10 protein-coding genes are annotated in these 12,767 nt (G+C 68.7%); 2 read left to right on the top strand and 8 right to left on the bottom strand.

The window, feature by feature from the left end:
* Position 1: 1 nt before the first annotated feature.
* The 8 genes from DI272_RS34090 to DI272_RS34125 all read right to left on the bottom strand — a co-directional run bounded on the left by DI272_RS34090 (position 2) and on the right by DI272_RS34125 (position 10,184).
* On the bottom strand, positions 2 to 1,540 hold the full coding sequence (locus DI272_RS34090; RefSeq protein WP_109499031.1) for a histidinol-phosphate transaminase: 1,539 nt from the start codon (positions 1,538 to 1,540) through the stop codon (positions 2 to 4).
* Between the two features lie 161 nt (positions 1,541 to 1,701).
* Complete coding sequence (locus tag DI272_RS34095; protein ID WP_109499032.1) at positions 1,702 to 2,748, bottom strand: aldose epimerase family protein; 1,047 nt, start codon at positions 2,746 to 2,748, stop codon at positions 1,702 to 1,704.
* Positions 2,749 to 2,813: 65 nt separating this feature from the next.
* Complete coding sequence (gene mmsB / locus DI272_RS34100) at positions 2,814 to 4,058, bottom strand: multiple monosaccharide ABC transporter permease (protein ID WP_109499033.1); 1,245 nt, start codon at positions 4,056 to 4,058, stop codon at positions 2,814 to 2,816.
* A complete protein-coding gene (mmsA, locus tag DI272_RS34105; protein WP_109499034.1) occupies positions 4,055 to 5,605 on the bottom strand; it encodes a multiple monosaccharide ABC transporter ATP-binding protein in 1,551 nt (516 codons plus the stop codon). Before mmsA ends, mmsB begins: the two co-directional genes overlap by 4 nt.
* A gap of 53 nt (positions 5,606 to 5,658) precedes the next feature.
* Positions 5,659 to 6,771 (bottom strand): multiple monosaccharide ABC transporter substrate-binding protein, encoded by a 1,113-nt coding sequence (gene chvE / locus DI272_RS34110; protein ID WP_097263682.1) that lies wholly within the window; start codon positions 6,769 to 6,771, stop codon positions 5,659 to 5,661.
* 136 nt (positions 6,772 to 6,907) lie between these two features.
* Positions 6,908 to 7,876 carry a hypothetical protein gene (locus tag DI272_RS34115; protein WP_109499035.1) on the bottom strand — a complete coding sequence of 323 codons (969 nt, stop codon included), beginning with the start codon at positions 7,874 to 7,876 and terminating at the stop codon, positions 6,908 to 6,910.
* A 146-nt stretch (positions 7,877 to 8,022) separates the two neighbouring features.
* A complete protein-coding gene (locus DI272_RS34120; RefSeq protein WP_109499036.1) occupies positions 8,023 to 9,027 on the bottom strand; it encodes a zinc-binding dehydrogenase in 1,005 nt (334 codons plus the stop codon).
* On the bottom strand, positions 9,024 to 10,184 hold the full coding sequence (locus tag DI272_RS34125; protein ID WP_109499037.1) for a mandelate racemase/muconate lactonizing enzyme family protein: 1,161 nt from the start codon (positions 10,182 to 10,184) through the stop codon (positions 9,024 to 9,026). The genes DI272_RS34120 and DI272_RS34125 overlap by 4 nt, the downstream gene beginning before the upstream one ends.
* A 289-nt stretch (positions 10,185 to 10,473) precedes the next feature.
* On the opposite strand from DI272_RS34125, the gene DI272_RS34130 reads away from it, so the two are divergent.
* Together DI272_RS34130 and DI272_RS34135 are read left to right on the top strand one after the other, a co-directional pair.
* Positions 10,474 to 11,493 (top strand): LacI family DNA-binding transcriptional regulator, encoded by a 1,020-nt coding sequence (locus tag DI272_RS34130; protein ID WP_109499038.1) that lies wholly within the window; start codon positions 10,474 to 10,476, stop codon positions 11,491 to 11,493.
* A gap of 176 nt (positions 11,494 to 11,669) precedes the next feature.
* The gene (locus DI272_RS34135) at positions 11,670 to 12,677 is read left to right on the top strand and encodes an ABC transporter substrate-binding protein (RefSeq protein WP_109499039.1); all 1,008 of its coding nucleotides are present in this window, start codon (positions 11,670 to 11,672) and stop codon (positions 12,675 to 12,677) included.
* Positions 12,678 to 12,767: the final 90 nt, after the last annotated feature.

Below are 12,767 nucleotides of genomic sequence, written 5' to 3' on the forward strand. Positions count from 1 at the left end.
CTCAGGCCCCCGCGGCATTGGGCCAACTGCCGCTGTTCGGCCACCCTTGCGCCGGAGCCGGCGTCAACCCGTTGGTCCCCCGGACCTGCGCCGCCGTGAGCCCGCCCCGAGCGGGCACACCGGGCGGCGTGGGACCGGCGGCGGGAACCCCGTAGGGCGACTGAGCGGCGGCGGCAGGAGCCACCGGCATCGGCATCGGCTGCGGGGCGACCGGCGCGGGCATGGGCACCGGCATCGGCTGAGGCTGCGGGGCAACCGGCTGCGGGGCAACCGTCTGAGGCGCCGCGGGCATCGGCGCCGCCGCCATCGCCTGCGCGGCCAGCGGCACCCCCACCCCGCTGCTCGCCCCCACCAGCCGGTCCACGGCCGCCGTACCCGAGCTGTAGCTGGTCCCGGTAGCCAGCTCGGGCACGGCGGCTCCCCTCCTGGTCCCGTAGAGCACCTGTTCCAGCGCGGACACCAGGCGACGCACGTCCGTCTGGGGGCGCACCACGAGACGCAGGAAGCGGCTGGACGAGCCGATCTTGTTGCCGCACTCGCGGACCAGGATCCGGTGCTCGGAGAGCAGCCGGTCCCGGACCACGGTGCCTTCGGCGCCCACGGGGAGGCGCACGAAGAGGAAGTTGCCCTGGGAGGGGTAGACGGTCAGACCGGGGAGCGCGGAGAGCTGGCTCGACATGTCGAGGCGGTCCCGGCGGACCTGCTGGAGGCTCTGCGCGTACTCGGCGCCGTGCTCCTTGAGCATGAACACCACGTGCTCGGCGAAGGCGTTGAGGTTCCACTTCGGCAGCATCGAGCGGACGCGGCCCGCGAGCGCCGGGTTGGCGACCATGTAGCCGAAGCGTATGCCGTGCAGCCCGAAGTTCTTGCCGAGGCTTCTGAGCACGATCACGTTGGGCCGCAGCATGGCCTCCTGAACCACGCTCGGCTCCGCCTCCGCGTCGGCGAACTCCAGGAAGCTCTCGTCGATGACGACCAGGTCGAGGTCGGCCATCGCGTCCATGAACTGCACGATCGCGTGCTTGTGGAGGAAGCCGCCGTCGGGGTTGTTGGGGTTGCAGATGACCGCGGCCCGGGTGCCCCTGGCCCGGATGAACTCGGCGTACTGCGCGAGGTCCAGGGCGAAGCCGCTGGACTCCTGGAGCGGGAACATGTCGACCCGCTTGCCGGTCTCCATGGGCTGGTCGGTCCAGCGGCCGAAGGTGGGGACGGGGATGGCCAGGGACTCCCGGACCAGCAGGTGGTCGATCCAGGTGATCAGCTCGGTCGAGCCGTTGCCCATCGCCACGGCCTGCGGCGGGAGTTGGAGGAGGTTGCACAGCTCGGCGGTGATGGTGTCGGCGCTGGACGGGTAGTACGTGATGATGTCCCGCAGGCGGCCGGACATGTCGTCCCACATCTGCGGGGTGGGGAAGTAGGGGTTCACCGGGATACAGAAGTCGATCGGGCCGGCCCCGTCGCCAGCTGCCCGCGTCAGCGCCGCCATGGACGGGCTGTGTGCCGCGGTGCTGCGGAACAGCGAGGTGACGTTCTCGGCCATGGAACCTCCGTAAGGGGCGGACCCGTTGGGGACGGCCGGGTCCGTCGTCTTGGGTGGCCCGCGCGGGGGAGCACGGGCCGCTCCTACATACGGAGGCTGGGGTGCCACTGTTCAACCGCTGAGAAATCGGTAAGAACTTGTGTGCCACCTGTGAAGGAGTGTCACGCGGGGAAAGAGTGCACGGTCGTCGACCGGTAGGTCTCCCCAGGTCGCAGCACGGTCGACGGGAAGTGCGCGTGGTTCGGGGAGTCAGGGTAGTGCTGCGTCTCCAGACACAGCGCGTCGCCCTGGCGGTAGGCGCGGCCGGCGGGGCCGACCAGCGTCCCGTCGAGGAAGTTGCCCGAGTAGAACTGCATGCCGGGCTCGGTGGTGGCGACCCTCAAGGTGCGGCCCGACGCGGGGTCGCGCAGGGTCGCCACGGCCTCTGGCTCCGCCGTGATCCCCTTCTCCAGCACCCAGTTGTGGTCGTAACCCTGCGCGGCGAGCAGCTGCGGATGGCCGGTCCGCAGGTCCCGGCCGATCGGCTTGGGCGCACGGAAGTCGAAGGGGGTGCCCGTCACCGGGGCCAGTTCACCGGTCGGGATCAGGCCCGGGTCGGTCGGTGTGAAACGGGCCGCGGCGATGGTCAGTTCGTGGTGCTCGATCGTCCCGCTGCCCTCGCCGGCGAGGTTCCAGTAGACGTGGTTGGTGAGGTTGACGACCGTGACCTTGTCGGTGGTCGCCGCGTAGTCGATGCGCCAGTCGCCCTCGGCGGTGAGGGTGTACGTCACCTGCGCCGTCAGCGTGCCCGGGTAGCCCATCTCGCCGTCGGGGGAGGTGTGGGAGAGGCGCAGACCGACGTCCGTGCCCCGCTGGAACGGCTCGACCTCCCAGACCACCTTGTCGAAGCCCGCCTCGCCGCCGTGCAGGCTGTTCTCGCCGTCGTCGGCGGAGAGCCGGTGCGTCTCGCCGTCCAGCGTGAACCGGCCCTTGCCGATGCGGTTGCCGTACCGGCCGATCAGCGCGCCGAAGTACGGGCTGGAGGTGACGTAGTCCTCGATGCGGTCGAAGCCGAGGGAGATGTTCGCGTACCGGCCGTGCCGGTCGGGGGTCTCCAGGCACTGAACGATCCCGCCGTAGGACAGGACCTTCATACGGGTGCCGCCGTTCTCCAGCGACCAGCGGTGGATCTCGGTGCCGTCGGCGAGCCTGCCGAAGAGTTCCTTCACCGGATGTCTCCTCCCATGGGAAGGGCCCCGCCTTCCGACGGGGCCCGACCGGTAGAACGTGTCTGCTACGAACCGGACTTGCGCTTGTTCCACACGTCGAACCCGACCGCGGCCAGCAGGGCGAGGCCCTTGATGACCTGCTGCCAGTCGGAGCCGACGCTGAGGAGGTTCATGCCGTTGTTCAGGACGCCGAGGACGAGACCGCCGATGATCGCGCCGAGGACGGTGCCGACACCGCCGCTCATGGACGCGCCGCCGATGAACGACGAGGCGATGGCCTCCAGTTCGTAGTTCAGGCCCGCCTTCGGCGACGCCGCGTTCAGTCGCGCGGCGATCGCCAGACCCGCCAGGGCCGCGAGCGCGCCCATGTTCATGAAGACGAGGAAGGTGACCTTCTTGTCCTTCACACCGGACAGCTTGGCCGCCGGCAGGTTGCCGCCGATCGCGTAGATGTGCCGGCCGAAGATCGAGTTGCGCATCAGGTAGCCGTACCCCACGACCAGCCCGCCCAGGATCAGCAGGACGATCGGGGCGCCCTTGTAGCTGGCGAGCAGCATGGTGACGACGAGGATCGCGGCCACGATGGAGACGAGCTTCAGCAGGAAGATGTTCCGCGGCAGCACGTCGAGGGAGAACTCCTGCTGGCGCTTGCGGTCGCGGACCTCCTGGAGGACCACGAAGACGATCAGGGCCAGGCCCAGCAGCAGCGTGATGTTGTGGTAGTTGGTCTCCGGGCCGGTCTCCGGCAGGAAGCCGTTGCCGATCTTCTGCAGGCCGCCCGGGAACGGGCCGAGGGTCTGGCCCTCCAGCAGGATCTCGGTGAAGCCGCGGAAGACCAGCATGCCCGCGAGGGTCACGATGAACGACGGTATGCCGAGATACGCGATGAGGAAGCCCTGGGCCGCGCCCGCGCCCGCGCCGACCACCAGGCACAGCACCATCGCGAGCGGCCATGCCACGTCGTGCTGGACCGTCAGCACGGCCGCGAACGCGCCCACGAACGCCGTGACCGAGCCGACCGACAGGTCGATGTGCCCGGCGATGATGACCAGCATCATGCCGATCGCGAGGATCAGCACGTAGCTGTTCTGGAGGACCAGGTTGGAGACGTTGCGCGGCAGCAGCAGGTCGCCGTCGGTCCACACCGCGAAGAGCGCCACGATCAGGCCGAGGGCGATCAGCATGCCGTACTGGCGCATGTTGCGGCGCAGGCCGTCCAGCATCAGCTGCAGCAGGTTGTCGCCGGAGGCAGATCCGCTCTTGCCCGGCGGCGCCGGGGCCGGCGTCTTGGCGGTCACGTCCGTGCTCATCGGGTTACCTCTTTGTCCTTGGTCATCTGGCGCATCAGCGATTCCTGCGAGGCCTCGGCACGGGAGAACTCGCCGGTCAGCCGCCCGGCGGCCATCGTGTAGATGCGGTCACACATGCCGAGCAGCTCCGGCAGCTCGGACGAGATGAAGACGACCGCCTTGCCCTGGGCGGCCAGCTGGTCGATGACGGTGTAGATCTCGTACTTGGCACCGACGTCGATGCCTCGGGTGGGTTCGTCCAGGATCAGCACCTCGGGACCGGCGAAGATCCACTTGCTGAGGACGACCTTCTGCTGGTTGCCGCCGGACAGCTTGCCCACCGGCTCGAAGACGGTCGGCGCCTTGATGTTCATGGACTTGCGGAAGCCCTCGGCGACCTGCCGCTCCTCGTGCTCGTCGACCACCCCGCGCTTGGCGACCTTGTCCAGGGCGCTCAGCGAGATGTTGCGGTTGATGGTGTCGATGAGGTTGAGGCCGTAGTGCTTGCGGTCCTCGGTGACGTAGGCGATGCCGTGGTCGACCGCCTCGGCGACGGTCTTGGTACGGATCTCCTTGCCGTCCTTGAGGACCGTGCCCGCCGCGTGCCGGCCGTAGGAGCGCCCGAAGACGCTCATGGCGAGCTCGGTGCGGCCCGCGCCCATCAGGCCCGCGATACCGACGATCTCCCCGCGCCGGACATGGATCGACACGTCGTCGACGACCTTGCGCTGCTGGTCGATCGGGTGGTGCACGGTCCAGTCGCGGATCTCCAGGGCCGGAGCCGCGTCCGCCTCGCCCTCGTAGGCGGTGCGCTCGGGGAAGCGGTGGTCCAGGTCGCGGCCCACCATGCCGGAGATGATCCGGTCCTCGGTGGTCTCCGCGGCCTTCACGTCGAGGGTCTCGATGGTCTTGCCGTCACGGATGATCGTGACGGAGTCGGCCACCTTGCGGATCTCGTTGAGCTTGTGGGAGATGATGATCGAGGTGATGCCCTGCTTCTTCAACTCCAGGATGAGGTCCAGGAGTTTGCCGGAGTCCTCGTCGTTCAGGGCGGCGGTCGGCTCGTCCAGGATGAGCAGCTTCACCTTCTTCGAGAGCGCCTTGGCGATCTCCACCAGCTGCTGCTTTCCGACACCGATGTCAGCGACCCGCGTCTCGGGGTGCTCACCGAGCCCCACCCGGCGCAGCAGTTCGCTCGCGTGCCGCAGGGTCTCGCGCCAGTCGATGAAACCGCGCGTGGCGTGCTCGTTGCCGAGGAAGATGTTCTCCGCGAGGGAGAGGTAGGGCACCAGCGCCAGCTCCTGGTGGATGATGACGATGCCGTGCGCCTCGCTCGCCCGGATGTCCTTGAACTCGCAGACCTCTCCCTCGAAGAGGATCTCGCCCTCGTACGTGCCGTGCGGATGGACGCCGGAGAGCACCTTCATCAAGGTGGACTTGCCGGCGCCGTTCTCCCCGCAGATGGCGTGGACCTCGCCCTGCCGGACGGTCAGCGTGACGTCCGAGAGCGCCTTGACGCCGGGAAAGGTCTTGACGATCGAGCGCATTTCCAGGACGGGTCCCGCCATGGTCGTGCCTTCCAATCTCTGTCTGTTGCAGCCGAACTACAGCCGGGGGAGGGTTACTTGAGCTCGCCCTCGGTGTAGTAGCCGCCGTCGACCAGGACCTGCTTGTAGTTGGTCTTGTCGACGCTCACCGGCTTCAGCAGGTAGGCGGGGACGACCTTGGAGCCGTTGTCGTAGGTCTTGGTGTCGTTGGTCTCGGGCTTCTTGTCGTTGAGCACCGCGTCGACCATGTTGGCCGCGACCTTGGCCAGCTCACGGGTGTCCTTGTAGACGGTCTGCGTCTGCTCGCCCGCGATGATCGACTTCACGGAGGCCAGCTCGGCGTCCTGACCGGTGAGGACCGGAAGCGGCTTGGCCTTGGTGCCGTAGCCGTCGGACTTCAGCGCCGACAGGATGCCGATGGAGATGCCGTCGTACGGCGAGAGCACCGCGTCGACCCGGCCGGACTTGTAGGAGCCGGTCAGGATGTCGTCCATGCGGCGCTGGGCGGTGGCACCGTCCCAGCGCAGGGTGGTGACCTTGTTGAGGTCGACCTGGCCGGACTTGACGACCAGCTTCTTGGAGTCGATGTACGGCTTGAGGACGCTCATGGCGCCGTTGAAGAAGTACTTGGTGTTGTTGTCGTCGTTGGAGCCGGCGAACAGCTCGATGTTGAAGGGGCCCTTGCCGCTTGCCAGGCCCAGCTTCTCGACGATGTAGTTGGCCTGGAGCTCGCCGACCTTGGTGTTGTCGAAGGAGGCGTAGTAGTCGACGTTCGGCGTGCCGAGGATCAGGCGGTCGTAGGCGATGACCGGGATGCCCGCGTCCTTGGCCTCCTGGAGGACGTTGTTGAGCGACTTGTTGTCGATCGCGGCGACGATCAGCGCCTTGACGCCCTGGGTGATCAGGTTCTCGATCTGCGAGACCTGCTGGTCGGGCTCGTCCTCGCCGTAGACCAGCTTGGTCTTGTAGCCCAGCTTCTGCAGGTTGGTCTCGACGTTCTTGCCGTCGGCGATCCAGCGCTCGGAGGACTTGGTCGGCATCGCGATACCGATGGTGCCGCCCTTGGCGTCGCCCTTGCTCTCCGCGCTGCCGCCTTCGCTGTCCTGGCCACAGGCGGTCAGGGAGAGGGCGAGGACGGCCGAGGTGGCTATGGCGGAGAGTGCAGCTCTGCGGTTAAGCATGATCATCTTCCTTGATGGTCTAGGGGCCAGGGGCGGTCTGCGGTACGAGCGCCGTTCTGGTGGTGCGGAGTGGAACCGAGAGAAGTTGTGTCGGAGTCTGTTCGACTACGTCGGCTTCTGTGAAGAGGCGTTGTCCGGAACGTTATGCAGGCGTTTCGAATCGCTTCAGCGCGCCCGGCAGGCGCGAGCCGAGCGGCGCCATGTCGCCGTCCGCCCCGTGCCGTGCGAGCAGATCCAGGGCGAGCCGTCCGCGCCGCACTCTCTCCTTGGCGGTGGACAGCGTGAGCTCGCGCATGTGATGGCCGTACGGGTAGATCCCCGGGGCCTTCGACAGGCCGAACTTCAGATAGAGCGGGGCACCGCGCCGGATCAGCTCGGCGACCTCGTACATCCGCACATAGCCGCCGAGATCGTCGGGGGCCTCGATGTACATGTCCATCGGAGCCCCCGACACCCGCCGGATCTCCGTGAGTTGATCGAGCGTCAGGTCGCTCGGGACGTTGATCGAGTCGCCGCCGAGGTTCTCGTAGACGGCGTACGAGGCCGGGTTCACCGGCCCGATCAGCGCCGACACCTTCAGCGTGGTGTCGGCGGGGATGATCCCGGCGGCCCGCGCCCGGTGCAGCGTCCACAGCACGCCCTCGTCGGCGACGAGCAGGCACTTCACGCCCAACTCCGTTGCGCGGACGGCGTCTTCGACGCACCCGGCCACCGCGTCGTGGCCGCGGGCGCGCAGTCCGGCGCCCCTGGAGTCGGTGCGGGTGGAGCCGCCGATGTCCCAGGTGCCGCGTGGACCGGTGAACAGGCAGAGCTCGATGTCGCGCTCGGCGGTGGCCTCCACCATCTCGGTGATCTCGGCGTCGGTGAGCATCCACACACCGCTGCCCTGGCTGATCCGGTGGATCGGCACGTCGAGCCGCGACGACTCCTTGAGGACCACCGAGAGGGCCTCGGGGCCCTCCACGGAAGGCACTTCGGTACGCCAGCGCCCGCCACCGGGGAAGGTGTGCGGCGAGGCGTCGGCCGGGTCGAGGGCGGGGGCGCCCAGGCCCAGCGCGGCGAGCGCCTGCTCACCGGGTCGTCGGGCCGCGCTGGCGGTGGTCTCGGTCACAAGCTGTCCTTTGTGTTCGATATTTCGGACGTGGATCGCGGCTCTGCGTGCAACAAGGTTCAAAACGCCCTGAGCTCTGGATGTACGCCGGTACGAAGTCGTCAGGTACTCCGTACCGGCGTACGGCTCAGGGGGCTGTCATGGCGTCATGGCTTCAGGAGGACCTTGCCGACCGTCGGGTCACCGGACCCGACCAACTCGATGGCCTGCGGGAACTCCTCCAGTGGCAGCTCGTGCGTGACGAGCGGCAGCGGGTCGAGCAGTCCGGCGCCGAAGACCCGCACGGTGTGCGCCCAGGCGTCCGGCGGTGCCCCGAACACGGTGTGCACCTCCAGCTGCCGTACGACGAGATCCGTGGGGTCGAGACCGTCGGCGCCCGGCGCCGGGATGCCCGTCAGCACGAGCCGGCCGCCGCGTCTGAGCAGCGCGGCGGCGGTGTTCGCGGCGGACGCCGACCCGGCGGTCTCGATGACGACGTCGAAGTCGTCGGGGAGCTCCTGGTCCCGGGTGCGGAAGTCGGTGGCGCCGAAGGTCTTCGACAGTTCCGCGCGGTCGGGGCGGGTGCCCACCACCAGCAGCTCCGAGGGCGAGCCCGCCCGCAGGAACTGCACCGCGAACATCCCGAGCGTTCCCGTGCCCACGACCGCGACCCGCTCACCGGGCCGCGCGTTCGCCTTCAGCGCGGCGGCGGCGATGCAGGCGGCGGGCTCCAGGAGCGCCGCCGCCGTCAGGTCGGCGTCCTCCGGGAGCACGTGCAGCAGCCGGGCGGGCAGGGTGAGCGTGCCGGCCATGGCACCGGGCTGGGTGAACCCGGTCTCCTCGTAGCCGTCCGTGCACAGGGTGGTCTCACCGGCGTGGCAGCGGTCGCAGACCTGGCAGTTGCGGAAGCCCTCGCCGACCACCTTCCGGCCGACCAGGCTCGCGGGCACTCCGGCCCCCACCGCCTCCACCGTGCCGGACCACTCGTGGCCCGGCGTGAGCGGGTAGCGGACGTACCCCGCGGGCCGGTTGCCCTGGTACACCTCGCGGTCGCTGCCGCAGATGCCGACCGCGTGCACGCGGACCAGGGCCTCGCCTGCACCGGGCTCGCGAGGGGTGTGCGCGACGACGCTGTGCTCGCCGGGCGCCGCTACGACGACCGCGCTGCTCACTGCGCGGTGCCCTTCGGCTTGCGCTGCTCCCAGCCCTCGGCCCACAGGTCGAAGCGGGCCTGCTGCTGCGGGAACTCGGCGGCGGCGTCGACGTCCAGCTCGACACCGAGGCCGGGGGCGTCGGAGAGCTGGAAGTAGCCGTCCACGACCTGCGGGGCGCCCTTGACGACCTTCTTGATCTCCGCGTCGGCGAAGTCGTTGAAGTGCTCCAGGATCTTGAAGTTCGGTGCGGTGAAGCCGACCTGGAGCGAGGCGGCGGTCAGCACCGGGCCGCCCACGTTGTGCGGCGCGACCAGCATGTAGTGGGTCTCGGCGGTCGCGGCCAGCTTGCGGGTCTCCCAGATGCCGCCGATGTGGCCGACGTCGGGCTGGATGATGTCCACGGCCTGGCTCTCGAAGAGCTCGCGGAACTCGATGCGGTCGTGGATGCGCTCGCCGGTGGCGACCGGCATGTCGACCTTGGCGGCGACCTTCTCCAGCGCCTTGAGGTTCTCCGGCGGCACCGGCTCCTCCAGCCACGCGGGCTTGAAGGGGGCGAGGTCCTTGGCGAGGCGGACCGCGGTGGCGGGGGAGAAGCGGCCGTGCATCTCCAGCATCAGCTCGGCGTCCGGGCCGATGGCGTCCCGGACGGCCTCGATGAGGGAGACGGCGTACAGGCTCTGCTCGTGGTCGAGCTCGAAGTGGCCGGTGCCGAAGGGGTCGATCTTGAGCGCCTTGTAGCCGCGCTCCATGACGCCCTGGGCGGCCTTGTGGTAGGCCTCCGGGGTGCGCTCGGTGGTGTACCAGCCGTTGGCGTACGCCTTGACCTTGTCGGTGACCTTGCCGCCGAGCAGCTGCCAGACCGGGACGCCGAGCGCCTTGCCCTTGATGTCCCAGCAGGCCATCTCGATCACCGCGATGCCGGACATCACGATCTCGCCCGCGCGGCCGTAGTCGCCGTACTTCATCCGCTTGACGAGATCCTCGACAGCGAACGGGTCCGACCCGAGAATGTGGTTGGTCTTCGCCTCGTGCAGATAGCCGAGCAGGGCGTCGGTGTGGCCCAGCATGCGGGTCTCGCCGACTCCGGTGAGTCCCTCGTCGGTGTGCACCTGGACGTAGGTCAGGTTGCGCCATGGCGTCCCGACCACGTGCGTGCTGATTCCCGTGATGCGCACGTCAACTACTCCCTAGGCTCTGAGGCTTGTTGTTCGAAATTTCGGCTCACGTTCGAAATGCTGGCCTGACGGTAAGGACGCCTCGGTCGGGGTGTCAATGGGTCGGAGGGTCGAACGGCGTAACGGTTTTGGAGACGCCCACAATCACCCGCGATCTCAACTCGCCCTGCCTGCGGCGTTATTCAACCGTGACACCTTCCCCGATGCAGCCCTCTTGACCGCCATGAATTGTTAGCGCTCACAATGTGCCTCGCATTCAATCGATCGCTGACCGCCAGGAGGTGCGGCCGTGAACCACTTAGAGCTCCGGCCGCCCACCATGGCCGATGTGGCACGCCTCGCCGGGGTGTCCCATCAGACCGTCTCCCGCGTTCTGGGTGATCACCCCAACGTGCGGGACGAGACCCGGGCCAAGGTGCTCCGCGCGATCGAGGAGATGGGTTACCGCCGCAACTCCTCCGCACGGGCCCTGGCCACCCGCCGCACCCGCACCCTGGGTGTGGTCGCCTCCAACACCACGCTCTACGGCCCGGCCAGCACCCTGTTCGCGCTGGAGGACGCGGCGCGGGCCGCGGGGTACACCGTCTCCACGGTCAGCCTGCACAAACTGGCCAAGGAAACCCTGTCCGAGGCCCTGGACCACCTCAGCGACGGCGGCGTCGAGGGGGTGATCGCCCTCGCCCCGCAGCGCTCCGCGGTCGAGGCCCTCGCCGAACTGCGCCACCCCTTCCCGGTGGTGGTCGTCGGCACCGGCTCCGGCGCGCGGATCCCCAGCGTCAACGTGGACCAGCAGCTCGGTGCCCGGCTCGCCACCGGCCATCTGCTGGCCGCCGGGCACCGCACGGTCTGGCATCTCGCCGGACCCGAGGACTGGCAGGAGGCGGCGGACCGGGTCACCGGCTGGCGGGACACCCTCGAAGCGGCCGGCATCGAGCCGCCGACGCCGCTGCGGGGGGACTGGAGTCCGCTCTCGGGCTACCGCGCGGGCCAGGAACTGGCCGGCTGGGTGGGCCGCGGACTCACCGCCGTCTTCGTCGCCAACGACCAGATGGCACTGGGGGTGTTGCGGGCCCTGCGGGAGGCGGGGGTGCGCACGCCGCAGGACGTCGCGATCGTCGGCTTCGACGACATCCCGGAGTCCGAGTTCTTCGCACCGCCGCTCACCACCGTCCGGCAGGACTTCGCGACGGTGGGCAAGCACAGCATCGCCCTGCTGTTGGACCTCATCGAGGGCCGGGCCCCGTCCGGGACGCCCGGGATCGCCATCGAACCGCACCTCGTGGTCCGGGCCAGCACCGCCCCCGACTGACATGTACTGACCATCTAATTCGCACACCAGTGTGACCGAGATTTCGAATAATGATCGACAGGCTGGACGCAGTGTGGTCGGTCCCTCGAGTAACAGCGGTCCTCCCCGGACCGGACAGCGGTCCTCCCCGGACCGGACAGCGGTCCTTGCGGACCGGCTCTTCAAAGGAGAAGAACATGCTCAACAGAAGGAACTTCCTCACTGCGGCGATCGGCGTGGCGGCGGCCGGCACCCTGGCGGCCTGCGCCAAGGAGGACGACAGCGACACCGGCTCCTCCGGCGGCGGTGGCGGCAAGGCGATCACCCTCGGCTTCTCGCAGGTCGGCTCCGAGAGCGGCTGGCGCACGGCCAACAGTGAGTCGGTGAAGTCCGCGGCCAAGGACGCGGGGTACACCCTGAAGTTCTCCGACGCCCAGCAGAAGCAGGAGAACCAGATCTCCGCCATCCGCAGCTACATCGCGCAGAAGGTGGACGTCATCGCGTTCTCCCCGGTGGTCGTCACCGGCTGGGACGCCGTGCTCAAGGAGGCCAAGGCCGCGAAGATCCCGGTCGTCCTCACCGACCGCTCCGTCGAGACCTCCGACGACTCCCTCTACGTCACCCTGGTCGGCTCCGACTTCACCGACGAGGGCCGCCGCGCCGCGAAGATCCTCGAGAAGGTCATCGAGAAGGCCGGCCTCAAGGGCAACGTCAAGATCGCCCAGCTGGAGGGCACCACCGGTGCCGCCCCCGCCATCGAGCGCGCCAAGGGCTTCAAGGAGGTCATGGACGCCGACCACGCCGACGACTGGAAGATCGTCGTCAGCCAGACCGGTGACTTCACCCGCGCCGGCGGCAAGCAGGTCATGGCGGCCTTCCTGCAGTCCAACCCGGACGTCAACGTGCTCTTCGCGCACAACGACGACATGGCCATCGGCGCCATCCAGTCCATCGAGGCGGCCGGCAAGAAGCCCGGCAAGGACATCCTCATCGTCTCGATCGACGGCGTGAAGGACGGCTTCGTCGCCATGTCCGAGGGCAAGATCAACGCCATCGTCGAGTGCAACCCGCTGCTCGGCCCCCAGCTGATGGAGGTCGTCAAAACGGTCCACGAGGGCGGCTCGGTCGAGCGCTGGATCAAGACCAAGGAGGGCGACTTCATGCAGGACCAGGCCAAGGCCGCGCTCCCGACCCGCAAGTACTGACCGACCGCACGCACCGGTGGGGAGCCCCCGGCGGGGGCCGAGCACACCTCGGCCCCGGCGGGGCTCCCCGCGGGGGACCGGCCCACCGCA

Source organism: Streptomyces sp. Act143, from assembly GCF_003143935.1.
GTDB lineage: Bacteria > Actinomycetota > Actinomycetes > Streptomycetales > Streptomycetaceae > Streptomyces.